Genomic DNA, 26,309 nt, shown 5'->3' with positions numbered 1-26,309 from the left:
ACTCACACGGTAGAGGGGTTTGCGCGGGGCCATCCGCCAATTGGGCCGGTGTGTCGCACGATCTGGCTGATATCTCGAACTTTTTTTGTGATTGTAGGCGCGCGATCGTCGGGAATGCGGTCGCCCCCGACGGCATATTCGAACATTTATTTTATTTGTGGGGTGCGCCGGGCGTGCTCGGCCGGTGCTGCCGCCAGCGGTTGAGCAGGCCTTCGGGCACTTCTTCGGCGGTGAGGGCGAAAACCGCGTGGTCGCGCCAGGCGCCGTCGATGTGGAGATAGCGCGGGCGGATGCCTTCCTCACGGAAGCCGAGTTTCTCGACGACCCGGCGGCTGGGGATGTTTTCCGGCCGAATACAGACCTCGATGCGGTGCAGTCCCACGGCGCGGAAGCAGTGGTCCACGGCGAGCGCCACGGCGGTCGGCATGACGCCGCGGCCGGCGACTTCCTGGTCCACCCAGTAGCCGATATGGCCCGAGCACATCGAGCCCCAGGTAATTCCGGCGACCGTCAGCTGTCCGGCGAGTTGTCCGCGGTATTCGATGACGAACGGCAGCATGCGGCCGGCGTGTGCCTCGGCGCGCAGATGGCGGACCATCTGGCGGTACGTGGGGCGGTGCGGCGGCACGACGCCGGGCGGGGGCGGCGGGATGGTGGCTTCCCAGGGGCGCAGCCAGTCGCGGTTGCGGCGGTTGACCTCCCGCCACGGGCGCTGGTCGCGCAGCTTTATCGGGCGGAGGGTGACGTCCCCCTCCGAGAGGACCACCGGCCAGAACGCGTTCAGCTCGGGCTCCCGGTGGGTCTGGGGTGGTCCCCGCCGCGGATCTGGTCGACGGCGTGCAGCAGGAGGTCGCCGAGGACGGCCAGGCCGTCGCGGACACCGCCGGTGGAGCCGGGGAGGTTGACGATCAAGGTCGTGCCGGCCACGCCCGCCAGGCCCCGGGAGAGGGCGGCGGTTGGGACCGTGCCGCGGCCGGCCGCGCGGATCGCCTCGGGGATGCCGGGGACCTCGTAGTCCAGGACCCGGCGGGTGGCATCGGGGGTGCGGTCGGTGGGCGAGATGCCCGTCCCGCCGGTGGTGAGGATGACCGAGTAGCCGGCGGCCACCCCGGCGCGCAGGGCGGCCTCGACCGGGTCGCCGTCGGGGACGACCTGGGGGCCGTCCACCTCGAAGCCCAGGGCCGTGAGGCCCTCGGCGATCAGCGGGCCGCCCCGGTCGGGGTAGACGCCGGCGGCGGCGCGGTTGGAGGCCGTGACGACCAGGGCGCGGGCGGCGCTCACGAGCGGCTCCAGTCGCCGGACTTGCCGCCGGTCTTCTCCTCCACGCGGATGTCGGAGATGACGGCCGCCTTGTCGACGGCCTTGATCATGTCGACGACGGTGAGGGCGGCGACGGAGACGGCGGTGAGCGCCTCCATCTCGACGCCGGTGCGGTCGGTGGTCTTGACGGTGGCGGCGATCTCGACGGCGTCATCGCTGACGGTCAGGTCCACCTTGACGCCGGAGACGGACAGGGGGTGACACAGGGGGATCAGCTCGGGGGTGCGCTTGGCGCCCATGATGCCGGCGATCCGGGCGGTGGCCAGGGCGTCGCCCTTCGGCATGCCCTCACCCCGGAGCAGCTCGATGACCTGCGGCGATACCAGGACGCGGCCGCGGGCGCGGGCGGTGCGGGCGGTGACGTCCTTCTCCGATACGTCGACCATCCGGGCCGCGCCCGCCGCGTCGAGGTGGGTGAGGTGTTGCTGGCCGCTGCTCATCGTTCTCCTGGTCCGGACCGTGCCGTGCCGCGCCTGTGGGACGACACCGTACCCGCACCGGTCGGCCGCTACCCGAGCAGGACGACCTCCACCTTGTCGCCCGCGGCCACCTCCGTGCTCTCCTCCGGGACGATGATCAGGGCGTTGGCGTGCGCAAGGGCCTTGATCAGATGGGAGCCGGCGCCGCCCACCGGGGTGACCTTGGCGGTTTCCGGGTCGTAGGAGCCGCGCAGGAACTGCCGCTTCCCCCCGGGCGAGGAGGCGATGGGCTCGGTGCACTCGGCCCGGGTGGTGGGGCGGTGGACGTCCGGCAGGCCCATCAGGGTGCGGATGGCGGGGCGGACGAAGAGCTCGAAGGAGACGTACGAGCTCACGGGGTTGCCGGGGAGCGCCATGAGGGGGGTGCGGTCGGGGCCGATGAGGCCGAAGCCCTGGGGCTTGCCGGGCTGCATGGCCAGCTTGCGGAACTCGACCGTGCCCTCCTCCGCGGAGAACTCGGCGAGGGTCTCCTTGACGACGTCGTAGGCGCCGACGCTGACGCCGCCGCTGGTGACGAGGATGTCGGCGCGGATGAGCTGGTCCTCCAGGGTGGCGCGGAGGGACTCGGCGTCGTCGGCGACGGCGCCGACGCGGTAGGCGATGGCGCCGGCGTCGCGGGCGGCGGCGGTGAGCTGGAAGCTGTTGGAGTCGTGGATCTGGCCGGGGCCCAACGCCTCGCCGGGCTGGACCAGTTCGCTGCCGGTGGACATCACGACGACGCGGGGGCGGGGCCGTACCCGGACCGTGCCGCGGCCGATGGCGGCCAGCAGGCCGATCTGGGGCGGGCCGAGGACCGTACCGGCGCGCAGGGCCGGCTCGCCGGCGGAGACATCACTGCCCCGGTCGCGGATGTGGGCCCGGGGCTCCACGGGGCGGTGGACGCGGACCTCGCCGGTGGCGTCCTGGGGGGCGGCGCTGTGGGCGCGCATGGTGGCGGCCGGGCCCTCGCCGCTGCCGCCGTCGGTCCATTCGACGGGGACGACCGCCTCGGCGCCGGGCGGCACCGGGGCGCCGGTCATGATCCGGGCCGCCTCGCCGGGGCCGACCGCGGGCAGCTCGCCGCTGCCCGCCGCGACATCGCCGATGACGGTGAGGGCGGCGGGGAACTCCTCGGTGGCGCCCGCGACATCGGCGACCCGGACGGCATAGCCGTCCATGGAGCTGTTGTCGAAGGGCGGCAGGGCCACGGGGACCGTGATGTCCTCCACCAGGACGCAGCCCTGGGCGTCGAGGAGTTGCAGCTCGATCGGCTCGAGCGGGGGGATCTTCGACAGGACGTCGTCGAGGTGCTCGGCCACCGACCAGACGCGGTCCTGGTGGCGGGTCTGGTCGGTGGTGCCGTTCAACGTCCTACATCTCCTCGGTGACGTAACTGCGCAGCCAGGCCCTGAAGTCCGGGCCCAGGTCTTCACGTTCGCATGCCAGTCTGACAATGGCACGCAGGTAGTCGCCACGGTCTCCGGTGTCATAGCGCCGGCCCTTGAAGACGACACCGTGTACGGGGCCCCCGAGGGCGGGGTCGGCCGCCAGCGCCTGGAGGGCGTCGGTCAGCTGGATCTCGCCGCCGCGGCCCGGCTCGGTCTTGCGCAGCACCTCGAAAACGGCCGGGTCGAGGACATACCGGCCGATGATGGCGAGGTTGCTGGGGGCCTCCGAGGGGTCGGGCTTCTCCACCAGGTCGGAGACCACGACCACGTCGTCGTCACCGGTGGGGGTGGCGGCCGCACACCCGTACAGGTGGATCTGGGACGGGTCGACCTCCATCAGGGCGATGACGGAGCCGCCGTACTGCTCCTGTATCTCGACCATGCGCTGCAGCAGCGGGTCGCGGGGGTCGATGAGGTCGTCACCGAGGAGGACCGCGAAGGGCTGGTCGCCGACGTGCGGGGCGGCGCACAGCACGGCGTGGCCCAGGCCCCTGGGGTCGCCCTGCCGTACGTAGTGCATCGTCGCCAGGTCGCTGGACTCCTGGACCCTGGCGAGCCGGGACTGGTCACCCTTGCGGTGCAGGGCCTCTTCGAGTTCGTAGTTGCGGTCGAAGTGGTCCTCGAGGGGGCGCTTGTTGCGGCCGGTCACCATCAGGACGTCGGAGAGTCCGGCGGCGACCGCCTCCTCCACCACGTATTGGATGGCGGGCTTGTCGACGACCGGGAGCATCTCCTTGGGCGTGGCCTTCGTGGCGGGGAGAAACCGGGTGCCGAGGCCGGCTGCCGGGATGACAGCCTTGCTGATCCGCGTGTGCGATGGGGTCATGCGCGACACCATAACCGGCCCATTCGGAACGATGATGAGGGTCTGGTGAATAGAGCATGAGAGCGGGAGCAAGGGCCCACAAATGAACTCTGGTCACGACTCGGATCACGGTTCCGATCACGGTAGAAAGCGCAGGTTGCGGCGGGATCTCCTGGAGGTAAGGAGATCGTTGCCGCCGGATGTCGTCGCGGCGACGGGGGAATCGCTGGCCCGCCGGACGCTGGAATTGGCGGAATTCCGCTCGATGGAATCCGGGGAGGGCCCGGAAAAGCCGGATGAATCCTCCGGTGCGGCCGTTCCGCCCACGGTTGCCGCCTATGTCTCCATCGGGAACGAGCCTTCCACCCGTCCGCTGCTGGAGCGGCTGCGGGCGGCGGGGGTGCGGGTGCTGCTGCCCGTACTGCTGCCGGACAACGATCTGGAATGGGCGGTGTACGAGGGCGCCGAGCGGCTCGTACGGGCCGGGTGGGGGCTGCTGGAGCCCGGCGGTGAGCGGCTCGGGCTCGAGGCCGTCACGGAGGCGGATGTGGTGTTGCTGCCCGGTCTCGCCGTGGACCGGCGGGGGCTGCGGCTGGGGCGCGGGGGCGGGTCGTACGACCGGGTGCTGGCGCGGCTGGAGCGGGCCGCGTCGCCGGCCGCGCTGGTGGTGCTGCTGTACGACGCGGAGGTGCTGGACGAGGTGCCGGCCGAGGCGCACGACCGCCCGGTGGATGCGGCGGTGACGCCCTCGGGGGTGCACCGCTTCCGGCGGCCGCCCTCGGACGTGCCCTGACACCGCCATGACACCGTCATGATCCGGAAACGCCGTCGGGCGGGCCGGGGGTTCCCGGCCCGCCCGACGGCGTGGGCCCGCTGTGCGGGATTGCTGTGCGCGGCCTTACGGCGTCTCCGTCAGCCTGTCGTTCTCATGGCGTCAGGGTCAGGGTGTCCTTGGCCTTCTGCTTGACGGCCGCCTCGCTGAACGCCCAGGGCAGCAGCTCGCCCTTGGCCCACTTGTCGGTCTGGTCGTAGTAGTGGTCGTTGTAGGCGTGCCCGGAGGCGCCGGTGAGGTTGATCCAGCGGGATTTGTCGAGGTCGGCGAGGTTGACGACCATCCGCATGGACGGGACCCAGGTGACCTTGTAGCCGCCCGCGGCGTTCCAGCCGGTGGCGTCCACCGCGGCCTCGCCGCCGCCGACGTTCCACGGGCCGCGGTTGAACAGGCCCTGCAGGGGGCCGGGTCCGTCGGTGCCCAGCGTCTGGTTGTTCAGGTACAGCTGGTGCAGGCGGCCCCAGCTCCAGTTGTCGATGTTCTTGCCGAGCTTGGCGGTCAGCTCGTAGCGGGCGTCCTTCATGGCCTCCGCGAGGAGCTGGTCACGGTTCTTGTCACCGGGGTGGCCGGGCCGGTCCTCGGTCTTCCACCAGGCGTTGTGGGGGTCGTCCAGGATGCCCCGGACCACCTCGTACCAGCGGTCGCCGCCGTCGGGCTGCGCCGAGTCGGGGGCCCGCTCGCCGCATTCGCGCACCCACTTGTCGAGGTCGTCGGCGGGGCCGGTCTCGTCCGCCGGGCGGACGGCCAGGCACTGGCCCTCGACCCGCAGCTCCTTGGGCATCTTGTTGCCGAAGGCAAGCTTGAGCGTGTTGCGCCAGACGGCGTTGAAGTAGGCGGCCGCGGCGGAGTCGGGCTCCTGGGTGAAGTCCCAGCCCTCCAGCAGCCGCTGGGCGTCGCGGACGTACTTGTCCTTGATGTCGATCTTCGTCAGGTACGGGGTCAGCAGCCGGGCGATCTCGCTGCTGTTGTCCTTCTGGAAGGCCTGCATATCGTCCGTGGAGACCTTGCCGCCGTCCTTGATCCTCGACTGGATCAGGTCATTGATCCGCTGGCTGCGGGCGCCGTAGCCCCAGTCCTTGGTGAGGAGGTAGGGGTACTTGTCCTCGTCGACGACGGCCTGGTTGGCGGTGACGATGTAGCCGCGCTCGGGGTTGTACTCGTAGGGCAGGGCCGACTGCGGGATGTAGCCCTTCCAGCGGTACTTCCGGTCCCAGCCGGGCGCGGGGTAGGTGCCGTCGCCGGCACCGCGGACCGGGATCGTGCCGGGCGCCTGGTAGCCGATGTTGCCCTTGGTGTCGGCGTAGATCAGGTTCTGGGACGGGACCTCGAAGTGCGCGGCGGCCCTGCGGAAGCCCGTCCAGTCCGTGGCGCGGTCGATCTCGAAGACGGCGTCCATGGACCTGCCGGGGTCCAGGGCGGTCCAGCGCAGCGATACGGCGTAGCCGTCGCCGCGGTCCGGGGCGGCGTTGCCGACCGGGGCGTCCTTGCCGACGTGGGTCAGCTCGTCGTCGCGGTCGGAGACGATCGGGCCGTTCTGGGTGGCGCGGACGGTGATGTGACGGTCCTCCCCGCCGGCGACCTTGATGGTCTCCTTGCGGGTGAGGAACGGGCGCTGCTTGTTGTCGAAGAGGTAGCCGTCGGCGCTGATCTTCTCCAGGTAGAGGTCGGAGACATCGGCGCCCAGGTTGGTCATGCCCCAGGAGATGTTCTGGTTGTGGCCGATGACGACGCCGGGCATGCCCGAGAAGGTGAAGCCGGAGACGTCGTAGTTGCACCGGGGGCCGGTGGTACGGCAGTGCAGGCCCATCTGGTACCAGAGCGAGGGCATCTGCGGTGCCAGGTGCGGGTCGTTGGCCAGCAGCGGCTTGCCGGTGGTGGTGTGGTCACCGGAGACGACCCAGGAGTTGGAGCCGATGCCGTTGCCGTTGGGGCCGAGCAGCGCCGGGACCTTGTCGAGGGTCTTGGACAGCGAGGACAGCTGCGACTGCAGGCCCGCGGTGGCGTTGCCGGCCGGCGTGGCGTTGGCGCCGCCCTTGGCGTTCTTCGGCCGGAACCGCTTGCTGGCCGGGTCGACCGAACCGCCCTCGACGATCGGCTTGTTCCGCTTGTACGGGTATGCCGGGTAGAGCTGGGCGATCTGCTCCGGCTTGAAGCGGCTGGTCATCAGGGAGCGGTCGATCTCCTCCTGCATGTTGCCGCGCAGGTCCCAGGCCATCGCCTTGAGCCAGGCGACCGAGTCGACCGGCGTCCACTTCTCGGGCGCGTAGTCGTTCTCGAGGCCCAGCGCCGCGTACTCGAGGGACAGCGCCGAGCCCTGGTGGTCCTTGAGGTAGGCGTTGACGCCGTCGGAGTAGGCCTGGAGGTATTTCTTGGTGCTCGGCGACAGCTTGGTGTCGTACTCCTTCTGCGCGACGTGGCGCCAGCCGAGGGTGCGCAGGAATTCATCGGTCTTGACCTGGCCCTTGCCGAACATCTCCGACAGGCGGCCGGCCGTCAGATGACGGCGGACGTCCATCTCCCAGAAGCGGTCCTGGGCCTGGACGTATCCCTGGGCGCGGAAGAGGTCCTCATCGGTGTCGGCGTAGATCTGCGGGATGCCGTTGCCGTCCCGCGAGACGTTCACCGGGTGGCTCAGACCGGAGAGTTTGAGGGAGCCGGTGGTCTCCGGGAAGGAGGCGCGCACGGTACTGACGCCCCAGTACGCACCGCAGCCGATACCCGCCACGAGCAGCAGCACGACCGTGATGGCGACGAGGCGGCCGCGCCGCCCCTTCTTCTTCTTTGGGGCTGGGCCGGACTTGTTGGCGGGCATCTCTGTCCTTCGAGGGGCAGGGTGGGAGTGCTGGAGCAACCATAGGCGCACGGGTCCGGCAAGCCCTACGCGGAGTCACCACCAGCACATCAAAGTTTCAAACAATGGTAAATTGTTAGTCTCAGTAACTAGATAGGGTAAGGATCACAGGCCCGTAAGCACCCGTAAAGCCCGAAACCACCCGTTGGACGCGCCCCTCCCGGCCCCCGTGCGAGAAAGGACCGGCTCCTGACTGTCGACCACCTCAATCAACTCCTGCTGGTCTGCTCGCTCGTACTGCTCATCGCCGTCGCCGCGGTACGGATCTCCTCGCGCAGCGGGCTCCCCAGCCTGCTCATCTACCTGGGGATAGGCGTCGCCATAGGGCAGGACGGCCCCGGCGGCATCGTCTTCGACAACGCCGAACTGACCCAACTCCTGGGCTATGCCGCCCTGGTCGTGATCCTGGCCGAGGGCGGTCTGGGCACCAAGTGGAAAGAGATCCGGCCGGCGCTGCCCAAGGCGGCCCTGCTCTCGACGGTCGGCGTCGCGGTGAGCGTGGGGGTCACCGCGGCCGGAGCGCACTATCTGGCCGGACTCGAATGGCGTCAGGCGCTGCTGATCGGCGCGGTGGTCTCCTCGACGGACGCGGCCGCGGTCTTCTCCGTGCTGCGCAATGTGCCGCTGCCCTCCCGCCTGACGGGTGTGCTGGAAGCCGAATCGGGCTTCAACGACGCCCCGGTGGTCATCCTGGTCGTCGCCTTCTCCGCCGCCGGACCGGTCGAGCACTGGTCCGCCCTGCTGGGGAAGATAGCCCTGGAGCTGGCGATCGGCGCCGCCGTCGGGCTGGCGGTCGGCTGGCTCGGCGCGTACGGCATGCGGCATGTGGCGCTGCCCGCCTCCGGCCTCTACCCGATCGCCGTCATGGCCATCGCGGTCTCCGCCTACGCGGCCGGCGCCCTGGCACACGGCTCCGGATTCCTCGCCGTCTATCTGGCCGCCGTGGTCCTCGGCAACGCCAAACTGCCGCACGCCCCGGCCACCCGCGGCTTCGCCGAGGGGCTCGGCTGGATCGGCCAGATCGGCATGTTCGTCCTGCTGGGCCTGCTGGTCACCCCGCACAACCTCCTGGGCGACATAGTCCCGGCCCTGGTCATCGGCATGATCCTGACCATCGTGGCGCGCCCGCTGTCGGTGTTCGTGAGCCTGCTGCCCTTCACCATGCCCTGGCAGGAGAAGACCCTGCTGTCGTGGGCGGGACTGCGCGGCGCGGTGCCCATCGTCCTGGCCACCATCCCGATGGTCACCAAGATCCCCGGCAGCGAACACGTCTTCAACATCGTCTTCGTCCTCGTCGTGGTCTACACCCTCATCCAGGGCCCGACGCTGCCCTGGCTCGCCCGGCGGCTTCGGATCGGTGATGCCGACGGAACAGAGGCCGCCGACCTGGGCATCGAGTCGGCCCCCCTGGAGCGGCTGCGCGGCCATCTGCTGTCCACCTCCATCGGGCCCGCCTCCCGGATGCACGGCGTCGAGGTGAGCGAGCTGCGGATGCCCAAGGGGGCCGCGGTCACCCTGGTCGTACGGGACGGCTCCAGCTTCGTGCCGTCGCCGGCGACCGTGCTGCGGCACGGCGACGAGCTGCTGGTGGTGGCCACCGATCCGGTGCGAGACGCGGCCGAGCGGCGGCTCCAAGCGGTCTCGCAGGGCGGCAAGCTGGCCGGCTGGCTGGGGACGGGCGCGACGCACGGGCACGGCCATCTGCGCGGGCACAGACGCGAAGGCCGCTGACTCCCGACCGGCCGGTATGTGCCGCATCTCTCCACGGATACCAAGGAAATCCCCGTGAAGCCCTGGTTAATCCCAGGGCTTCACGGGCTGCGATCTGTACTATGAAGGAAGCAACACTCGAATCACCCTGAACGAACCAACTCTGCCTGACGCAGAGCTGGCGCGACCGCTCGGCGGCCGCGGTCCACTGCCACACACGCAGCCACTTCCTTAGTGGGGACCACGCGGTATCACTCGGTCCTGCGCGAGAGGACAGCTCTCGGCGCGTACCCGTGACGACCTCGCGGCGGCGCGCTACCAGGCGGCAGAAAGGCCCGGCCGTGGCATCCGCGGTCAAGGACTCCCGTCCCGGTTACGGACAACTGCTGCGCACCCCCGGTGCATGGACATTCCTGCTGCCCGGCTTTCTGGCCCGGCAACCCTTCGCGATGCTGACCATCGGCATCACCCTGCTCGTCCAGTCGACCACCGGCTCCTACGGCTCCGCCGGCGCGGTGACCGCCGCCACCGGTGTCTCGATGGCCCTGTTCGCCCCGCAGAGCGGCAAGCTCGCCGACCGCTTCGGCCAGCGCGCGGTCCTGCTCCCCGGCGTCCTGGTGCATGTCGCCGGTGTCGCGGCCCTGATCACCCTCGCCCTCGCGCACGCCCCCCTGTGGGCGCTGCTCGCCGTCGCCGTCCCCACCGGCGCCTCGACGCCGCAGGTCGGCCCGATGGTGCGGGCCCGCTGGGCGGCCAGGCTCGGCGGCAGCCCGCTGATGCCGACGGCCGCCGCCTTCGAGTCGGTCACCGACGAGTTCACCTTCGTCGTCGGCCCGGTGCTGGCGACCGCGCTGTGCACCGGCATCCACCCGGCGGCCGGCCTGATCGCCGAGGCCGTCCTCACCCTCGCCGGCGGTCTGCTGTTCGCCTCCCAGCGGCGCACCCAGCCGCCCGTCCACCGGGCGCAGTCCGGCGGCCGGCCGCAGGGCTCGGCGCTGTCGGTGCCCGGCGTACGGGTCCTGATCGCCGCGTTCCTCGGCATCGGCACCGTCTTCGGCGGCATGCAGGTCTCGCTGACCGCCTTCACCCAGCACATCGGGCACCCCGGCATCAACGGCGTCCTCTACGGGATCTTCGCGGCCGGCAACATGCTCGCGGGCATCGCCTGCGGCGCCATCGCCTGGAAGGTCGGCCCGCGGCGCCGGGTCCTGGTGGGCTACGGGCTGCTGACGCTGGCCACCACCCCGCTGTGGGCGGTGACCGCGGTGCCGCTGCTGGCCGCCGTCGGCCTCGTCGTCGGCCTGTGCATCGCCCCGGCCCTGATCTCCGGCTACACCCTGGTCGAGTCGCTGGTGCCGGCCGCCGCCCGTACGGAGGCCTTCACCTGGCTGACCGGCGCGGTGGCGCTGGGCCAGGCGGCCGCGTCCTCCGTGGCCGGCCAGCTGACGGACCGCTTCGGCCCGAGCACCGGGTTCCTGGTGCCGCTGGCCGGTACGGCGCTGGCGCTGACGGTGCTGCTGACGCTGCGCGGACACCTGCTGCCCCGCGCCGCGTCCGCGGTCACCGGCGGCGCCACGCACGACACCCAGGACCAGGCCGGTGCCGTCGCCGAGGACCGGGAACGGGAGCTGGCGAGCGCCTGAACAACGGCATGGTGAGCGCCCGCCCGGACGTGGAGTCGGTCACCGTCAGCCGGTCAACAGTGGACTGACGGGCCGGAATACTGCACTATGGATCGTCGTTAGCACTCATTGAGTGAGAGTGCCAGGAGGAAGTCAAGTGCCGACCTACCAGTACCAGTGCACCGCGTGCGGCGAGGGCCTCGAGGCCGTGCAGAAGTTCACCGACGACGCGCTCACCGAGTGCCCCAGCTGCAACGGACGCCTCAAGAAGGTGTTCTCGGCGGTCGGCATCGTCTTCAAGGGTTCGGGGTTCTACCGCAACGACAGCCGCGGCTCGTCGTCCAGCAGCAGCCCCGCGAAGAGCTCCTCGTCGTCGAGCTCCTCGTCCTCCTCGGACTCGTCCGGCTCCTCGTCCTCGTCGAGCGGCGGCTCCGACGCCAAGGCGTCCGCCCCGGCCGCCACGTCGTCCTCGAGCAGCAGCTCCGCGGCCTGACCAGCACTTCCCCGGACCCCGCCGTCGCCGACGGCGGGGTCCGCGGCTTTTTCGGCACACGGGCGCGACGGCGCGCACTACCCCGATAGTGTGACCGTCATGTCTGACGCGGAGACTGGCATGAAGACCGGCGCCGAGATCGGCGTGATCGGCGGATCGGGGTTCTACTCCTTCCTGGACGATGTGACCGAGGTCACGGTGGACACTCCGTACGGCCCGCCCAGCGACTCCCTGTTCCTGGGCCAGGTGGCCGGCCGCCGGGTCGCCTTCCTCCCCCGGCACGGCCGCGGGCACCACCTCGCGCCGCACCGCATCAACTACCGCGCCAACCTGTGGGCCCTGCGCTCGGTCGGCGTACGGCAGGTCCTCGGCCCGTGCGCGGTCGGCGGACTGCGCCCCGAATACGGGCCGGGCACGCTGCTCGTCCCCGATCAGCTCGTCGACCGCACCAAGTCCCGCGACCAGTCCTATTTCGACGGCGAACCGCTGCCCGACGGCAGCGTCCCGAACATCGTCCATGTGGCGTTCGCCGATCCCTACTGCCCCACCGGACGCCGGGCCGCGCTCGCCGCCGCCCGCGGCCGCGACTGGGAGCCGGTCGACGGCGGCACCCTCGTCGTCATCGAAGGCCCTCGCTTCTCCACCCGCGCGGAGTCCCGCTGGCACGCCGCGCAGGGCTGGTCGGTGGTCGGGATGACGGGCCACCCCGAGGCCGTGCTCGCCCGCGAGCTCGGCCTCTGCTACACGTCATTGACGCTGGTCACCGACCTGGACGCGGGCACCGAGAGCGGCGACGGCGTCTCCCACGCAGAGGTCCTCAAGGTCTTCGGCGCCAACGTCGGCCGGCTGCGCGAGGTCCTCTTCGACGCGGTCGCCGCACTGCCCGGCAGCGCCTTCCGCGACTGCGCGTGCGGGAGCGCCCTCGAGGGCTGGGACCTGGGCATAGAGCTGCCGTGAGGCTCGTGTGGGTGACCGGGTTGTCCACAGGGGCACGGTCATCCACAGCCCGCCGCGGGCTGCGGGATATTCCGGCACGGTGGTGATCGCCGGCTGATCGTCGTCCGATCGCCGGTTCCGGATTCCGCACGCACACGACAGGCGGTGACCACATGCCCGGCCCTTCTCTCCCCCTGCGTCCTCTCGGTCCGCCCTCCCCCGGCTTACGACTCCCCCCGCCCCCGCTCCCCGATCCGCCCCTTCCGATTCCCCCGCCGTGTGAAGTGCCCCACTTCGCACCGGTTCGATCCGGCGGCGGCCGGAGCCGTTGGCCGCGGGCGACGCGACGGCGGCTGCTCGCGGCCGGGCTGGCGATGGCCGCCGCAGCACTGGCCGCCGGCGCTTCGTACGGTGTCGTACGAACGGCGCCGGCGGCCGGATGTGCGGCGGCGGCGCTCTCCGGAGGGCGGTAGCCATGCGCCAAGATCGAGTGGCGTCCCCATGCCTCGCACGGAAAACTTCTCCGGGTGGCCCGCGGGGCGGGCCGGTCCGCGCGACCCGATCCGGCCGGATCCGCACCGATGCACCGGCCGATCGCCGGTCCGAGGCGTGCGACTGGACACCGACGCCCTGCCCTGCCGTAAGTTGCGGTGCCGACTGTTGGTGCACCGTCCCCGGTACCGAGCATGGAAAGAGGCTGTCAGGTGAGCGAGAACAAGGGCGTCCTGCAGGGATTCAAGGAATTCCTGATGCGCGGCAACGTCATCGAGCTCGCGGTCGCGGTCGTCGTCGGTGCGGCATTCACCAACATCGTCAATGCCGTGGTCAAGGGCGTGATCAACCCGATCATCGGCGCGCTCGGCTCGCAGAACCTCGACAACTACAAGAGCTGCCTCAGCTTCAGCTGCCACCCGGACAAGAAGACGGGCCAGTTCACCGACGGGATCTACATCCTGTGGGGCTCGGTGCTCAGCTCCGCGCTGACCTTCCTGATCACCGCCGCGGTGGTCTACTTCCTCATGATCCTGCCGATGAACAAGTGGAAGGCCCGCCAGGACGCGAAGAAGCCGGTCGACGACGCCCCGGCCGACCCGACCGAGGTCGAGCTGCTCATCGAGATCCGCGACGCCCTGATCGCCCAGCGCAACGGCGCGCTCCCGTCGTCCTCGACATCGGCCACCGTCGTTTCGCAGAAGTCGCAGCACTAGCGAGCGCCCCGGACCGGCACGGCCGCCTCCTCGCCTCGCTCAGAGGTGGTGGGGCGGCTTTTCGTCGAGGAAGCGGGCCAGGTCGGCGGCGCTGCCGGAGGATGCGGGACGGTCGCCCCAGCCGCGGTCCGTGTCGTCCGAGGACTGCTGGTCCAGGGGGTCGTCGAAGATCAGCGCGGCCGGGCGGGGGGCGGGACGGGCCGCCTCGGGGGGCTCGGGCGCGGGGGTCTCGCTCGCGGCGGCGGGATCGGGTTCGCGGGTGATGCTCACGTCTTCAGGGTACGGGCGCGCATGCTGCGTCTGCTCCAGCCATCACATTCATGTGAAGGTCTGGGGTCCAGGGGGAGCACCTGCGCATCGGAGAGCTGTCCGAGCGGACCGGTACGCCTCGCCGGCTGCTGCGGTACTACGAGGAGCAGGAGCTGATCGTCGCCGGGCGGTCGCCGAACGGCTATCGCGAGTACGACGAGCGTTTCGTGGACCGGGTGCTGCAGATCAGGGGGCTGCTCGATGCCGGGCTGCCGACCAGGATCATCAAGCAGATCCTCCCGTGCCTGGACAAGCCCCGGGTGATCCATTTCGCGGACGCGACACCGGAGATGCTCGCCACCCTGGAGCCCGAGCGTGACCGTATGACGGCCCGCATCGAGTGCCTGGTCCGGAACCGGGATGCGGTGGCCGAGTACCTGGAGGCGGTGCGGAACAACACGCGTCGGGATCCCGATACCCCGGATGACGGCTCGACCGCGGCCGAGGGGTGACAGGAGGGGGAGGAAGGGGCTGCCGGCGGGTAGGGCGGTGTCCTCGTAACGGTTGCTGGTCGGTGGCGGTTCCTCTGCAGTGCTGCTTGTGATCGCTCACGACTGCCCTCGAGGGTCTGCACCCCGGCAAAACACATGCCGCGGAATGCACCGCGGCGTAATATGTGCTCCCGACTGCCGTCTATTACCTGGCCGTTGGTACGGCCACAGCTTCGGGAGGGCTTGATGGTTGCGGACATAGTCAGGACTTGGGTGGCGGGCTGGGCCGTGTCCCGGCGGACGCCCCCGCCTGCCAAGAAGCCCTGGGGGTTCTATATCGAGGTGGCCGGCAACCCCGACGAAGTGGGACGCCATGTCCTGCCCGAGGCCGAGGAGTCGTTGGTTCGCAGCGCCGCGGCCTCGGTGTCCGTGCCGCGGACTTGGATGAAGATGCCCGCGGAGCCGGAGGAGATCGAGTCCTGGCTGTCTCAGGGGTGGGTGATGGAGGAGAGCGGCCATCTGATGGCCGTTGACCTGATGGCCACGAACCCGGTCGTGCCTGCGGGGTACACCGCGACTGTGGAGACCATAGGAGCCGTCACCTACGCCCGGGTGCTGGATGCGGCGGGCGAGCAGGCCGCCCAGGGGCAGATGGCATCCCTCGGGGAAGCCGTGGTCGTGGACCGGATGGTGACCGAGGAGGCCCATCGGCGGCGCGGGCTGGGCAACTTCGTGATGCGTACGCTTGCCGACCACGCCCTGGAGACGGGCGCGGTCCTCGGTGTTCTGGGCGCGACTGACGCCGGGCGCGCGCTGTACGAGACGCTGGGCTGGAAAAAGCACGCGACGCTGGCGGAGTGCATCTACCGGCCCTGAAGCAGGAGCATCGGCCGTACGCGGGGTGGCCGAATCCACAGATGCCAGCAGCCCTCGGACCGTCGCCGCTCAGGCCTTCACACCACTGCCGAACGCATGCGGTTGAAGACGATGGCCTACAGCCACAAGACCGAGCACCGGCTTACTCATCAGCGCCGACGAGCAGACCTCCGGCCTGGACGATCTGCTGGCCAGACTCGACCGGCACACCACCGGTCACCAGGAAGATTCCTCCGGCGCGCGGGCAATGTGATCAACTCCCGAAGGACTTCCGGAGCCGACGACTCAGTTCTGGTCGAGCGCCTCGTGCCACCACCGGTCGCGCCCCGGCGTCCAGGAGACCGGGCGGGCGCAGCGGTTCACCACCAGGACCGTACGGTCTTCCGAGCCGCCCGCCGCCCCGCCCCGTGCCAGTGCATGGTCGAGCACCGCCTTCACGGGCCGTATGGCCCCGTCCCAGAACGCCGCGTCCGCCGTGATCATCACCCGGGCCCCCGACTCCCGGGTGCGGGAGACCAGTTCGGGCACCGTGAGCGAGACCGGCAGCGTGACCCGCATCGCGTCGAGACGGCCGCAGGCGAGCGTGGCGATCACGGACTCCGGCACCAGCGGCAGATGCACCGCTACCCGGTCACCGGCCCGCACCCCGAACCGTGCGAGTGCCGCGGCGGCGCGGTCGGCCTGGTCGAGGAGCATGCCGTGGGTCAGCTCCTCCATCCGGCCCGGCTCCCCGGTCCAGGTGAGGGCGATCCGCGACGCCTCCGGCTCTTGTATATCCCGGGAGTCATCTGCATGCTCTGAAGTCACACGGCGCAACATGCGGTTCAGCATGAAGATGAGCGATCAACGATCGCTGAACGTCCGTTGTACGGCGGCCCCGCGCCGCGCCTGCGCCGATTTTCCCGCCGGCCGCGCGCCGGTCTTCTCGCACCCAGTCGGCCGCCTTCCTGCGGCCACCCGGGCTTTTCTGCCCCGCCTCCGGTGCCGCCAATCCCCCGCGTGCCCCTGCATTTCCCCGACTTGTTCCGTACGTGTGAGAGGCACCCCCTTGTCCCGCCCCGCGTCCCCTCCGGCCCCCGAGGCCGGGTCCCCGGCCCGTGCGGCCGCGCTGTCCGCCGTCGCCCTCGGCGCGTTCTGCGTCCAACTCGACTCCTTCGCACTCAGCTTGACGCTGCCCGTCGTCCGTAGCGCCCTGCACGGCTCCGCGGCCGCCACCGCCTGGGTCGTCAGCGGCTATCTCCTCGCCGCCGGTTCACTGATGCCGGTGGCCGGGCGGCTCGGCGACCTGTACGGCAGGCGCCGGATGCTGATCCTGGGGCTGGCTCTTTTCGGCGGCAGCTCCGCGCTGTGCGCGCTCGCTCCGTCGGTGCCGCTCCTGGTGGCGGCCCGGGTGGTCCAAGGGGCGGGCGGCGCGCTGATCATGCCCGTCGGGCTGGCGCTGCTCACCAACGCCTACCCGCCCCAGCTCCGCCGACGGGCGATCGGACGGGCTCTGGGGCTGGCCGGACTGGCCACCGTCGGCGGCCCGTTCCTCGGCGGCGCGCTCGTCGAGGCCGCTTCCTGGCGAGCCGTCTTCTGGCTCACGGTGCCGCTCGCCACGGCCGCCGCGCTGTGCGCCGGGCGTGCCGCCGAGTCCCGCGACCCCGCCGCGGCCGGCCACCCTCTCGACGTCACCGGTGCGGCCACGGCAACGGCCGCACCCGCCTGCCTGGCCCTCTGGCTGCAGCACCCCGCCTCCTGGGGCTGGGCGGCCGGCGCGCTGCTGCTCGGCACCGCCTTCGTACGGGCCGAGCGCCGCTCCCCCGCCCCGCTGGTGGACCTCGCGCTGTTCCGCAACCGCCCGTTCGTGGCGCTGACCGCGGCCGGGGCGACGGCCAACTCGGCGACCGTGGCGCTGCTGTACGTGGTCCCGCTGACGCTTCAGCAGGCGCAGGGGCGGTCGGTCCTGGGCGCTGCGGTGGTGTTTCTTGCGCCGGCCGCCGCGCTGGCGGTGGGCGGTCCGCTGGCCGGGCGGGTGCGGGCGGCGGCCGCGGCGCCCGTGATAGCGCTCTGCCTTGCCGCCGCCGCGCTCGCCCTGGTGGCCGTCGAACGCGCCACCGGGGCACCCGCCCTCCTGGTGCCCGCGACCGCCGCCTCGGTGGCGCTGGGCGTGGCCGGCGGGCTCGCCCTCACCGGAACCCAGGCCGTCGTCCGTCCCGAGCGCGCGGGCGAGGCGTCGGGTGTGACCAAGTCCGTGATGACCGTGACGGCGGGCGTCGGCCTCACCCTGGCCGGGACCGGCGCGGCCGGGCCGGGCTCACCGGGCGCGCACCCGTCGCTGCTGCTCCCGGCGGCGCTGTGCCTGGTGGCGGCGCCGGTGCTGGCGGTGGCCTTACGGGGCACGGGCTCTCACCCCGCCTGAGCCACCCCTTCCGCCACGGCCGCGTCATAGCCCCCGACCACGTCCCGCACGTCCCCGAACCCCCGCGCCTCCAGCAGCGCCGCCGCGATCACCGACCGGTTTCCGCTGCGGCAGTAGAGAAAGACCGGCTGTTCGCGGTCCAGGTGGGCGATGTGGTCGGCGAGTGTGGCCAGGGGGAGGTTGCGGGCGCCGGGGAGGGCACCGGCCGCGTATTCGGCGGGATTGCGGACGTCGATCAACTGGCCTGGTTCGGCGGGCAGTTCGGTGACGGAGAGGCGATGGCTGCGGGTGGTCAGCGCGGGCTCGCGGGCCAGGGCGGCGGCCGGGTCGGGGACATGGCCGAGGACGCGGTCGTAGCCGATGCGGGCGAGGCGGAGGCGGGCCTCGGACTCCGTACCGGGGTCGGCGAGGAGCACGACGGGGGTGCCGGGCGCCACCACGCTGCCCGCGTACTCGGCGAACCGGGTGGACAGGCTGATGTGCAGCGAGCCGGTGAGATGGGCCCGGGTGTAGGCGGCGAGGGGGCGGCAGTCCAGGAGGGCGGCGCCCTGCTCGTCGCGGGCCGCGAGGGCCTCCTCCAGGGTGAGGGCGGCGGGCGGTGCGGCGTCCAGGAGGGGGTGTCCGTCCCGGTTGAGGGCCGCGTCATGCGCGAAGTAGCCGGGGGTGGCGGGCTGGCTCGTGGTGACCAGCCGGATGAACTCGCTCTCCGGCATCGGCTGCAGGGCGTAGTTGAGGCGCCGCTGGTCGCCGATGGTGGAGCTGGTCTCGGTGGAGAGATTGCGGCCGCAGGCCGAGCCGGCGCCGTGTGCGGGAAAGACCCGGGTCGCGTCCGGGAGAGCCATGAGTTTGGTGTGCAGGGAGTGGTGCAGCCGTGCGGCCATCTCGTACGGGGAGTGCCCGGCGGCGGAGAGCAGGTCGGGGCGTCCGACGTCGCCGACGAAGAGGGTGTCGCCGGTCAGGACGCCGAACGGCACGGCGTCGTCGGGGTGTTCGTGGACGACCAGGCAGATGGACTCGGGGGTGTGGCCGGGGGTGGCGAGGACGGTGAGGGTGACCCCGGCGCCCGCGATGCCGCCGAGGGAGATCCGCTCGCCGTCCCGTAACCGCCGTATCGGGAAGCCGGTCTCGGCGGCCTCGCCGAAGGCGATGGTGGCGCCGGTCGCCTGTGCCAGTTCGAGATGGCCGGAGAGGAAGTCGGCGTGGATATGGGTCTCGATGACGAGTTCGATGCGCAGACCTGCCTCGTCCGCGTCGCGCAGATAGTCGTCGATGTCGCGGCGCGGGTCGACCAGGACGGCACGTCCGGAGCGCTGATCGCCGATCAGATACGACGCCTGGGAAAGGCAGTCGAGGTAGTACTGCGCGAAATGCACGGTGGCCTCCAGAAGGTGCGCACAAGGCCCGCCTGGGGAGGGCTCGTTGTGCGGATGCACGGATGTACGTACATTAAGCAGCGCGGTGGACGCCAACAAGTCCGAGGGGCACCCGGCCCGTCCGCCCCCCACACGCCCCCTATACCCGCCCATGGAGGAATCCATGACGCACGATCAGCCGGACTCCCCGGAGCACGAGCACGCCCCACGCCCCCTGGACCGGCGCTCGCCGCTCCCCCTCTGGGCGCAGCTCTTCGCCGATCTGCGGCGCCGGATGGAGGCCGGGGCGTTCACCGAGGAGTTCCCGGCCGAGCACCGGCTCACCGGCGAGTACGAGGTCAGCCGGCACACCGTCCGCGAGGCGCTGCGCAAGCTGCGCGCCGACGGCCTGGTGATCGCCGAACGCGGCCGCACCAGCCGTCTGGACACCCGCCGGATACAGCAGCCGCTCGGCTCGCTCTACAGCCTCTACCGCGACCTGGAGGGCCAGGGCGTCGAGCAGCGCAGCGAGGTGCTGCGGCTGGAGCGGACCGCGGACGGGACGGTCGCCGGGCAGCTGGGGCTGGTTCCGGACGCGCCGCTGATCGTTCTGGAGCGGCTGCGGCTGGCGGACGGCGAACCGCTCGCCCATGACACCGCCTATCTGCCCGCCGAGTTCGCCGAGCCGCTGCTGGAGGCCGACTTCGGGCACACCTCGCTCTACGCCGAGCTGTCGCGGCGCTGCGGGGTGAAGGTCACCGGGGGCCGCGAGCGCATCCAGCCGTTTCTGCCGGACATCCGGCAGGCGTGGCTGCTGGGGCTGGCCGACCGGGAGGCGGCGTTCGCGATCGAGCGGCTGGGGCGGGCCGGGGAGCGGCCGGTGGAGTGGCGCGAGACGGTGGTCCGTGGCGACCGGTTCGCCTTTGTCGCGGAGTGGTCCGGCGCGAGCCCGGCCGTTGCGCTGGCGCCGCGGGCCGCGTCTCCGGCCTCGGCCGGGTCTCCCCCGTCGGCCGGGTCGTCGGCCGGGGCTCCCTCACCGGCCGGGTCTCCGTCGCCGACCGCCTGTCCGTCCGCGTAGCGTGTCCGGCGTCTTAGCCGTCGCGGCGGCGCTGCCGTGCGGGCTGCTGGTCGGGGTGCTGCTGGGGGCGCTCGGCGGCGGCGGGTCGATTCTGGCCGTACCGGCGCTGGTCTATCTGCTCGGCCAGTCGCCGCACGAGGCGACCGCGGGCGCGCTCATCGTGGTCGCGGTCGGCGCCGTCACCGGCCTGGCCTGCCACGGCCGCGCGGGACGGGTCCGCTGGGCGGCCGGCGCGGTCTTCGGGGCGCTGGGCACGGCGGGCAGCTACCTCGGCACCCGGTGGAGCGCGACGCTGGACCCGACCGTGCTGATGACGGCCTTCGCGGGGCTGATGCTGACGGTGGCGGGAGCGCTGGTGTTACGCGGCCGGCGGGCACCGACGGAGCGGCCGCAGGCGAAGGGCGCCCGCCGCCACCCGGCCCGGATCGCGGCCACCGCCTCCGCCGTCGGCCTGCTCACCGGTTTCTTCGGCGTCGGCGGAGGCTTCGTCGTCGTACCGGCGCTCACGCTCGTCCTGGGCCTGGAGATGCCGGTCGCAATAGGCACCTCCCTCCTCGTCATCCTCGTCAACTCCGCGACTGCGCTGGCGACCAGGGCCGGAACCGGCGGCCTGGACTGGCCGCTGCTGGCCGGTTTCGCGGCCTGTGCGGCGGCCGGCAGCTACCTGGGCAACCGCCTCGCCACCCGGCTGCCCGCCGCGGCCCTGGCCAACGCCTTCGCCGCACTGGTCACCGTCGTCGCGGTCACCATGGCGGTCACCGCCATACCCCGGCTCTGACGGCGGCCCTGCACACCACCCCCGGCAACACCACCCACCCCTACTGGAGGAACTCCATGACACCCCCCGCCACCCACCACCAGATCCTCATCATCGGCGGCGGTACCGCGGGCATCACCGTCGCCGCCCGTTTACGCCGCGCCGGTGTACGGGACATCGCGCTGCTGGAGCCCTCGGAAACCCACTGGTACCAGCCGCTGTGGACGCTGGTGGGAGGCGGCCAGGCCCCGCTCCGCGCCTCGCTGCGCACCGAGGCGGAGGTGATACCGCCCGGCGTGCGCTGGCTGCGCGAGCGGGCGACCGCCGTCGACCCCACGGCCCGTACGGTCACCACCGCATCCGGCCGGGTCCTCACCTACAAGCGCCTCGTCCTCGCTCCCGGCCTCCAGCTCGACTGGGACGGCGTACCGGGCCTGGCCGCCGCCCTCGGCCACGGGGGCGTCAGCAGCAACTACCGCCCCGATCTCGCCCCGCACACCTGGGAGCTGATCCGCCGGATGCGGCGCGGCACGGCGGTGTTCACCATGCCGTCCGGCCCGGTGAAGTGCGGCGGCGCCCCGCAGAAGATCGCGTATCTGGCGGCCGACCACTGGCGCAAGCGCGGCGTCCTGGGCTCGATCCGTACGGTCCTGGTGCTCCCGGAGCCGTCGCTCTTCAAGGTGCCGGTGTTCGACCGGGCGCTGACCGAGACCGCCCGCCGTTACGGCATCGAGGTACGCCTGAAGTCGGAGATGACGGCTCTGGACGGCGCCGCTCGCGAGGCGGAGATCACCGATCACGCCACCGGCAAGAGCGAGACCCTCCGCTACGACCTCCTGCACGCCGTACCGCCGCAGCGCGCCCCCCAGTGGCTCGCCGACGGCCCGCTCGCCGACCCCGCCTCCCCCTACGGGTACGTCAAGGCCGACCGCGAAACCCTCCAACACCCCGACTTCCCCGAGGTGTTCGCACTCGGGGACGTGGCCAACCTCCCCACCTCCAAGACGGGCGCCGCCATCCGCAAACAAGCCCCCGTCCTCGTCGCCAACCTCCTCGCCGGCCTCCGCGGCCGCCCCGCCGCCGCCCGCTACGACGGCTACACCTCCTGCCCCCTGGTCACCGCCCGCCACAAAATGCTCCTCGCCGAATTCGACTACGACCTGAACCCCGCCCCCTCCATCCCCTTCATCGACACCACCCGCGAGCGCACCGACATGTGGTTCCTCAAGCGCTACGGGCTGCCGCAGCTGTACTTCAAGGGGATGCTCAAGGGGCTGGCTTGAATCGCTCTCCCGGCTGAAGCCGGGAGATTCCCACCTGCTTTGCGGTGGCGGGCTCGACGCCTTTCCGCGCCCGCCCCGCGCGTCGCTACGACGCGCGTCAAGAATCAGGAGCCCCAGCATCTTCCTGTCGACGGCTTCAGTCCGGCGTGAACTCGTATTGGAGCTCATAGAGATGGCCTGCCTTGACCATGACGGTGGCCTCAATGGGCCGTTCATGGTCGCTGTAGACGACGCGCAAGGTCCGAAGCACGGGCAGGTTGCCGGGAAGGTGCAGGGCCTCGTACTGCTCTTGAGTGGGTACGCGGGCGGAGACCCGATCGACGCTGAGTCTGGGTGGGTATCCCAGTTCGGCCAGGAGGGCCGGCGTACCGCCCTTGATCCTGTGCCGTTTCGTCATGGCGGTGCCGCGTGCGATGTCCAGTGGGTAGAAGGACTTGACCAGCTCGACCGGTTCGTTGTCGATCCAGAGGATCTGCCGGCGGAGCAGTGCCGTGCCGCCTTCCGCGAGCTTCAGGGCGTCCGCGACATCACTCGGCGGCACGGCCTCCGCGACCTCCAGCAGCTCACTGTGTGCCCGCGCTCCGTGCGTCGCGGCCTCGGTGAGCCAGCGGTACTGCTCACCGGGACCGGCCGGTGACATGAAGGAAGCGGGCCTCATGGTCCGCTGCCGGTGTTCCCGGACGGTCACCGCTGCTCCTGCGCGCCCCACGACGAGGCGTTCGTCCTTGAGGAGCTGGAGCGCCTTCTGCACGGTGGCGTTGGAGGCGTCGAACCGTGCCTTGAGCTGCGCCGTGGAGGGCAGTTTGGCGCCGGGTGCCAGGTCGCCGCTCATGATTTCGCCGCGCAGATCGGCGGCGATCCGTTCGTGCAGGGACCGCCGGTCGTACGCGTCGTCTTCGGTTCTCGGCACGGTCATCCGATCCTGATCTCGTAGCGCAGCCGCTGAAGGTGTCCGGGCATGGCCATCCTTTCGACCTGGATCGGCCGGTCGTGACCGTCCAGCGTGACCCGTGTCAGCTGGAGCACCGGTTCGTCCGTGCCGGTCCGCAGGGCCTCACGTTCCTCGTCGCTGGGCATCCGGGCGATCACGTCCTCCCGCACCCGGACGCCTGTGTGCCCCAGCTCGGCGAGGAGCGAGACCGCACCGCCGGGAATCTTGGCCGTCCCGGCCAGACGGGTCCCTCGTGCGATGTGGACCGGGTAATAGGTGTCGGTCAACTCGCAGGGCACGTCGTCGAGATACATCACACGACGCCGTACGACGACGTCCTCGCCCTCGGCGATCCCCAGCAGTTCCGCGATCTCGGCCGGTGCCGCGACCTCCCCGGCATGAACGATGCGTTGCCTGCCCCGGCGACCACGGGCGGCAGCCTCCTCGCCCCAGGCGTCGGGCTGACCCTTCTCACGGGGCGTCAGATATGGCATCGAGGTACTGACCCACTCGCTGGTGCTCACGGCGCCCTCCTGTGCGGCTTATCCCAGATATGGGGTGGGGTGGTGATCCAGGAAGTGCCGAATACGCAGCCGCTGTGTGTGGTGCATGGGCAGCGCGTCAATCTCGCTACGAGCCACGAACCGCAGTTCTGAGGACTCCTCCGAGATCGCCAGTGAGCCACCGACAATCCGCACGGTGAAGCACACGTTGAATTGCCGCCTTACCTCACCGTTGCTGTACGCGATGATGTGACGCGGGTCCGTGTACGTGCCGACAAGCCCCGTGATCTCTACGTCCAGCCCCGTCTCTTCCTTGACCTCCCGCACGGCCGCTCCTGGCAGGGAATCAGCCATGTCCATTCCACCACCGGGAAGCGCCCACAGGTCATTGTCAGTCCGCCGCTGCAGCAGAATGCGCCCCTCGTCATCCGTAACGACGGCCGAGGCTGCGACTACCAGGCTGTTTGGCTTCGGCGCGTTGGGGTCGTCGTCATACTCGGTCCGTGCCACTGCTCATCCCTCCGGTACGGGGACGCCCCGCTCCCAGAGTTCATCGCAGTGCGCCACGAACCGCGAGAAGACCCCCCGGTCGCTGTGGCGTCGCAAGTGCATCAGCGGCGAGTCATGTCCGACAGTCGTCGCCAGGTGCGGGGTGACGAGTGCTTCGTCGTCGAAGCGGAAGACCGACAGCGAGACGTGATTCATGGCGTCGGCCGGTGCGGAGAAGCGGGCTTCGATGCCGTCGGCCCGGCCCAACCTCGCAAGCTGCTCGAGCGTGGTGTTGATCCGCGTGGAGACCGTCAGGGAGACGTCCTCGATCTCCTCACGCTGACGTGCCACATCCCCGGCGGGGTCTCCAAGCAGGAAGCGGATCCGGCAGCCGCGCTCGGCCTTACGGCGCAGGGTTTCGGGGAAGGCAGGCACCTGAGTCCACAGGAAGTAGGACGTGAAGCCGCCGAAGAACAGCTCGTCTCTTGCCTCCGCGATCAGCTCGGCCCAGACGCTGGACGGACAGGCAGACCGGTACGCGTAACTCTCCACGATCTCCCGGCCGCCACCGGCCCTGAGCCGCTCTCTGACGGCTTTCGGCCACAACATCTCTGCCTCAACTCCCAAAGCTTTGGAGGCGTCTTCCCGATTCCTCGCGTGTGGGATCAGCTCATCGTCCGCGATCCACCGTTCCACGGTCTTGCCGGAAACCCCCACGCGAACCGCAAGCTTCCTGGGCGAAAGACCGGCCGTCTCCATAGCTGATCGTAAGGCCGTATTCAAGGTCCCCCCTGGCGACGTCTGGGCGTTCTTCGACGGTAGCCCCAGAGGGCCGGAACGTCCCGGGAAACGGCGCTATACGACCCTCACGGGCGGTGAACCTGGCCCTGACACAAGACCCCCGCAACCGTGGCGACGGTCCGGGGGCGTGGCCCTCAACCCGATGGAGGTTGACGACATGCGCAAACATAGCGCGTGGATCTTCGAACTGTTGTTGCGGCTGTTACTGCCCGCACGAGGGCGTCACCGGTCGGCCGGCGCACCGCCGGCTGTTGGGTGCGCCGACGCGCCGACGTCCATGCTTCCCCGCGTCTCTGCCCGGCGGCCGAGGCTGCCGCGTGGTGAGGATGTCGCCCTGATCCGCCCGTACGTCCTCACGCCCGAGGAGCGGCAGGAGCGGCGGTTGCAGCGCGGGAGGCGGCGGGCGCTGTGGCTCGCGGTGCACGGGGTCGACGCTGGACCGCGCTGGATCCATGGCATGGAGGTGGTGCACTGCTGCCCCGTAACTGCCGCGCCGTCCATCTCAAAGACCCCTTCCCCGTGCCGGAGCCCGAGCCGGTTGCCGGGTGCGACGTATGCGCCGCCCTGGCCCGGCAGCGCGCGGCGGCGCACGCCCTCGGCGACAAAGCAACGGTGATCGACAGCAACATCGAGATGCGCAGCCATTCCCACCCGAAGCGGGAGGGGCAATGACGACCGAGGCGCGCACGGTGAAGGGGGCACGGCGATGAGCGCGGCCGTCTGGCCCCGCCTGCGCTGGTGGGCCGAGGAAGCGTGGAACCGGCATGTCAGGCACCGGGAGCTGTACCGGCAGCTCGACCGGATGCGGGCGGATCTCAAGGCCCGTACCGCCTGGATGGATGACCTGACCGAGGAGGAGCTGGCGGAAATGCTGCGGGTCTCGCCGAGTGCATCGATGCCGTACAGGCGACGCAGGCGACGGTCGGCGGCGATGCCCCGGACGATCGGGGTCGGGAGGGGATGGCGTGAGGGCGCGTTACCGGTTCGCCGAGTGGACGCTGGCGGCCGATGCGGAGGCGCGGTTCGTCGGTGAGTGCCTGGACTGCGGGGAATGCTGTGCCGATACCGGGTCTGCCGATGAAGCGCAGGGGTGATGCCTCGCACACGCCGGGCTCACCGGGGACAGGCGCTTTGAGATGAAGGGATTCCAGTCCTTCACCGCCTACCTGACCAACGCGGCGGCGGACGGCGCTCCTCCCACGACGTAGGCCACCGGGCGGGACCGCCCCCCTCGGGCTGAGCACGTCGGCTGAGTACGACTACTCAGTCCGGCATCTGAGTACGACAACGGATACCCCAACTCCCGGGGCTCCTGGGACTGTTGTGACTGCCGTGGCTGCTGTGCCGGGCAGCCACGGTCATGAACTCTGCGACCACCCAAGCCACTTGCCGCCCATGTGGCGAAACATGACCCA

26 protein-coding genes are annotated in these 26,309 nt (G+C 70.9%); 13 read left to right on the top strand and 13 right to left on the bottom strand.

What is annotated here, in order from left to right; all coding sequences use genetic code 11:
• Positions 1-151: 151 nt before the first annotated feature.
• From ADL29_RS16040 to galU, 5 genes are all read right to left on the bottom strand, one after another.
• Entirely contained in the window at positions 152-766 is a 615-nt protein-coding gene (locus ADL29_RS16040) for a GNAT family N-acetyltransferase (protein WP_053924321.1), read from the bottom strand.
• A gap of 14 nt (positions 767-780) precedes the next feature.
• The gene (locus tag ADL29_RS16035) at positions 781-1,281 is read right to left on the bottom strand and encodes a MogA/MoaB family molybdenum cofactor biosynthesis protein (protein ID WP_053924320.1); all 501 of its coding nucleotides are present in this window, start codon (positions 1,279-1,281) and stop codon (positions 781-783) included.
• The gene (gene moaC / locus ADL29_RS16030) at positions 1,278-1,760 is read right to left on the bottom strand and encodes a cyclic pyranopterin monophosphate synthase MoaC (protein WP_053924319.1); all 483 of its coding nucleotides are present in this window, start codon (positions 1,758-1,760) and stop codon (positions 1,278-1,280) included. Before moaC ends, ADL29_RS16035 begins: the two co-directional genes overlap by 4 nt.
• A gap of 68 nt (positions 1,761-1,828) precedes the next feature.
• Entirely contained in the window at positions 1,829-3,145 is a 1,317-nt protein-coding gene (gene glp / locus ADL29_RS16025; protein ID WP_053924318.1) for a molybdotransferase-like divisome protein Glp, read from the bottom strand.
• 4 nt (positions 3,146-3,149) lie between these two features.
• Entirely contained in the window at positions 3,150-4,052 is a 903-nt protein-coding gene (gene galU / locus ADL29_RS16020) for a UTP--glucose-1-phosphate uridylyltransferase GalU (RefSeq protein ID WP_046927597.1), read from the bottom strand.
• 82 nt (positions 4,053-4,134) lie between these two features.
• Here galU and ADL29_RS16015 point away from each other — a divergent pair, with 82 nt between their 5' ends.
• Positions 4,135-4,824, top strand: coding sequence for a 5-formyltetrahydrofolate cyclo-ligase (locus ADL29_RS16015; RefSeq protein ID WP_078971037.1), 690 nt, complete (start codon positions 4,135-4,137; stop codon positions 4,822-4,824).
• Between the two features lie 133 nt (positions 4,825-4,957).
• Here ADL29_RS16015 and ADL29_RS16010 read toward each other — a convergent pair whose 3' ends face one another.
• Positions 4,958-7,675, bottom strand: a complete 2,718-nt coding sequence (locus ADL29_RS16010) for a penicillin acylase family protein (protein ID WP_053924316.1) — start codon at positions 7,673-7,675, stop codon at positions 4,958-4,960.
• A gap of 228 nt (positions 7,676-7,903) precedes the next feature.
• Here ADL29_RS16010 and ADL29_RS16005 point away from each other — a divergent pair, with 228 nt between their 5' ends.
• The 5 genes from ADL29_RS16005 to mscL all read left to right on the top strand — a co-directional run bounded on the left by ADL29_RS16005 (position 7,904) and on the right by mscL (position 13,683).
• On the top strand, positions 7,904-9,445 hold the full coding sequence (locus ADL29_RS16005) for a potassium/proton antiporter (protein WP_078971036.1): 1,542 nt from the start codon (positions 7,904-7,906) through the stop codon (positions 9,443-9,445).
• Positions 9,446-9,765: 320 nt separating this feature from the next.
• Positions 9,766-11,067, top strand: coding sequence for an MFS transporter (locus ADL29_RS16000; protein WP_053924314.1), 1,302 nt, complete (start codon positions 9,766-9,768; stop codon positions 11,065-11,067).
• 136 nt (positions 11,068-11,203) lie between these two features.
• Positions 11,204-11,539, top strand: coding sequence for an FmdB family zinc ribbon protein (locus tag ADL29_RS15995; protein WP_053924313.1), 336 nt, complete (start codon positions 11,204-11,206; stop codon positions 11,537-11,539).
• Positions 11,540-11,638: 99 nt separating this feature from the next.
• Positions 11,639-12,496 carry an S-methyl-5'-thioadenosine phosphorylase gene (locus ADL29_RS15990; RefSeq protein WP_053924312.1) on the top strand — a complete coding sequence of 286 codons (858 nt, stop codon included), beginning with the start codon at positions 11,639-11,641 and terminating at the stop codon, positions 12,494-12,496.
• 683 nt (positions 12,497-13,179) lie between these two features.
• Positions 13,180-13,683 (top strand): large conductance mechanosensitive channel protein MscL, encoded by a 504-nt coding sequence (gene mscL / locus ADL29_RS15985; protein WP_179954570.1) that lies wholly within the window; start codon positions 13,180-13,182, stop codon positions 13,681-13,683.
• 39 nt (positions 13,684-13,722) lie between these two features.
• On the opposite strand, the gene ADL29_RS15980 is transcribed toward mscL, so the two are convergent.
• Positions 13,723-13,953: a hypothetical protein gene (locus ADL29_RS15980; RefSeq protein WP_053924311.1), complete on the bottom strand. Its 231-nt coding sequence runs from the start codon at positions 13,951-13,953 to the stop codon at positions 13,723-13,725.
• A gap of 80 nt (positions 13,954-14,033) precedes the next feature.
• On the opposite strand from ADL29_RS15980, the gene ADL29_RS15975 reads away from it, so the two are divergent.
• Positions 14,034-14,444, top strand: a complete 411-nt coding sequence (locus tag ADL29_RS15975) for a MerR family transcriptional regulator (RefSeq protein ID WP_053924310.1) — start codon at positions 14,034-14,036, stop codon at positions 14,442-14,444.
• Positions 14,445-14,669: 225 nt separating this feature from the next.
• Positions 14,670-15,299 (top strand): GNAT family N-acetyltransferase, encoded by a 630-nt coding sequence (locus ADL29_RS15970; protein WP_053924309.1) that lies wholly within the window; start codon positions 14,670-14,672, stop codon positions 15,297-15,299.
• A 285-nt stretch (positions 15,300-15,584) separates the two neighbouring features.
• Here the strand turns inward: ADL29_RS15970 and ADL29_RS15965 are convergent, their stop codons facing one another.
• On the bottom strand, positions 15,585-16,106 hold the full coding sequence (locus ADL29_RS15965) for an AMP-binding protein (RefSeq protein ID WP_245689444.1): 522 nt from the start codon (positions 16,104-16,106) through the stop codon (positions 15,585-15,587).
• A gap of 241 nt (positions 16,107-16,347) precedes the next feature.
• Here ADL29_RS15965 and ADL29_RS15960 point away from each other — a divergent pair, with 241 nt between their 5' ends.
• Positions 16,348-17,700, top strand: coding sequence for an MFS transporter (locus tag ADL29_RS15960; RefSeq protein ID WP_245689442.1), 1,353 nt, complete (start codon positions 16,348-16,350; stop codon positions 17,698-17,700).
• Here ADL29_RS15960 and ADL29_RS15955 read toward each other — a convergent pair.
• Positions 17,688-19,073 (bottom strand): MBL fold metallo-hydrolase, encoded by a 1,386-nt coding sequence (locus ADL29_RS15955; RefSeq protein WP_053924308.1) that lies wholly within the window; start codon positions 19,071-19,073, stop codon positions 17,688-17,690. The two genes, ADL29_RS15960 and ADL29_RS15955, sit on opposite strands and share 13 nt — an antisense overlap.
• Before the next feature lie 163 nt (positions 19,074-19,236).
• On the opposite strand from ADL29_RS15955, the gene ADL29_RS15950 reads away from it, so the two are divergent.
• From ADL29_RS15950 to ADL29_RS15940, 3 genes are read left to right on the top strand one after another with little or no spacing between them, the layout of a single operon-like run.
• Positions 19,237-20,130, top strand: coding sequence for a GntR family transcriptional regulator (locus tag ADL29_RS15950; protein ID WP_078971034.1), 894 nt, complete (start codon positions 19,237-19,239; stop codon positions 20,128-20,130).
• A gap of 1 nt (position 20,131) precedes the next feature.
• Positions 20,132-20,908: a sulfite exporter TauE/SafE family protein gene (locus ADL29_RS15945; RefSeq protein ID WP_053924307.1), complete on the top strand. Its 777-nt coding sequence runs from the start codon at positions 20,132-20,134 to the stop codon at positions 20,906-20,908.
• Positions 20,909-20,964: 56 nt separating this feature from the next.
• The gene (locus ADL29_RS15940; RefSeq protein ID WP_053924306.1) at positions 20,965-22,170 is read left to right on the top strand and encodes an NAD(P)/FAD-dependent oxidoreductase; all 1,206 of its coding nucleotides are present in this window, start codon (positions 20,965-20,967) and stop codon (positions 22,168-22,170) included.
• Between the two features lie 136 nt (positions 22,171-22,306).
• Here the strand turns inward: ADL29_RS15940 and ADL29_RS15935 are convergent, their stop codons facing one another.
• The 4 genes from ADL29_RS15935 to ADL29_RS15920 are packed head-to-tail and all read right to left on the bottom strand — an operon-like array spanning position 22,307 to position 24,702.
• On the bottom strand, positions 22,307-23,086 hold the full coding sequence (locus ADL29_RS15935; RefSeq protein WP_053924305.1) for a GntR family transcriptional regulator: 780 nt from the start codon (positions 23,084-23,086) through the stop codon (positions 22,307-22,309).
• The gene (locus tag ADL29_RS15930; RefSeq protein WP_053924304.1) at positions 23,083-23,625 is read right to left on the bottom strand and encodes a GntR family transcriptional regulator; all 543 of its coding nucleotides are present in this window, start codon (positions 23,623-23,625) and stop codon (positions 23,083-23,085) included. The genes ADL29_RS15935 and ADL29_RS15930 overlap by 4 nt, the downstream gene beginning before the upstream one ends.
• Before the next feature lie 18 nt (positions 23,626-23,643).
• The gene (locus ADL29_RS15925; protein ID WP_053924303.1) at positions 23,644-24,114 is read right to left on the bottom strand and encodes an NUDIX domain-containing protein; all 471 of its coding nucleotides are present in this window, start codon (positions 24,112-24,114) and stop codon (positions 23,644-23,646) included.
• 3 nt (positions 24,115-24,117) lie between these two features.
• A complete protein-coding gene (locus ADL29_RS15920; RefSeq protein WP_245689439.1) occupies positions 24,118-24,702 on the bottom strand; it encodes a phospholipase D family protein in 585 nt (194 codons plus the stop codon).
• Between the two features lie 711 nt (positions 24,703-25,413).
• Here ADL29_RS15920 and ADL29_RS15915 point away from each other — a divergent pair.
• Positions 25,414-25,566 carry a hypothetical protein gene (locus ADL29_RS15915; RefSeq protein ID WP_245689437.1) on the top strand — a complete coding sequence of 51 codons (153 nt, stop codon included), beginning with the start codon at positions 25,414-25,416 and terminating at the stop codon, positions 25,564-25,566.
• Positions 25,567-26,309: the final 743 nt, after the last annotated feature.

It is taken from the genome of Streptomyces chattanoogensis (genome assembly GCF_001294335.1).
Taxonomy (GTDB): Bacteria; Actinomycetota; Actinomycetes; order Streptomycetales; family Streptomycetaceae; genus Streptomyces; species Streptomyces chattanoogensis.
This window is presented reverse-complemented; position numbering and strand designations above follow the sequence as displayed.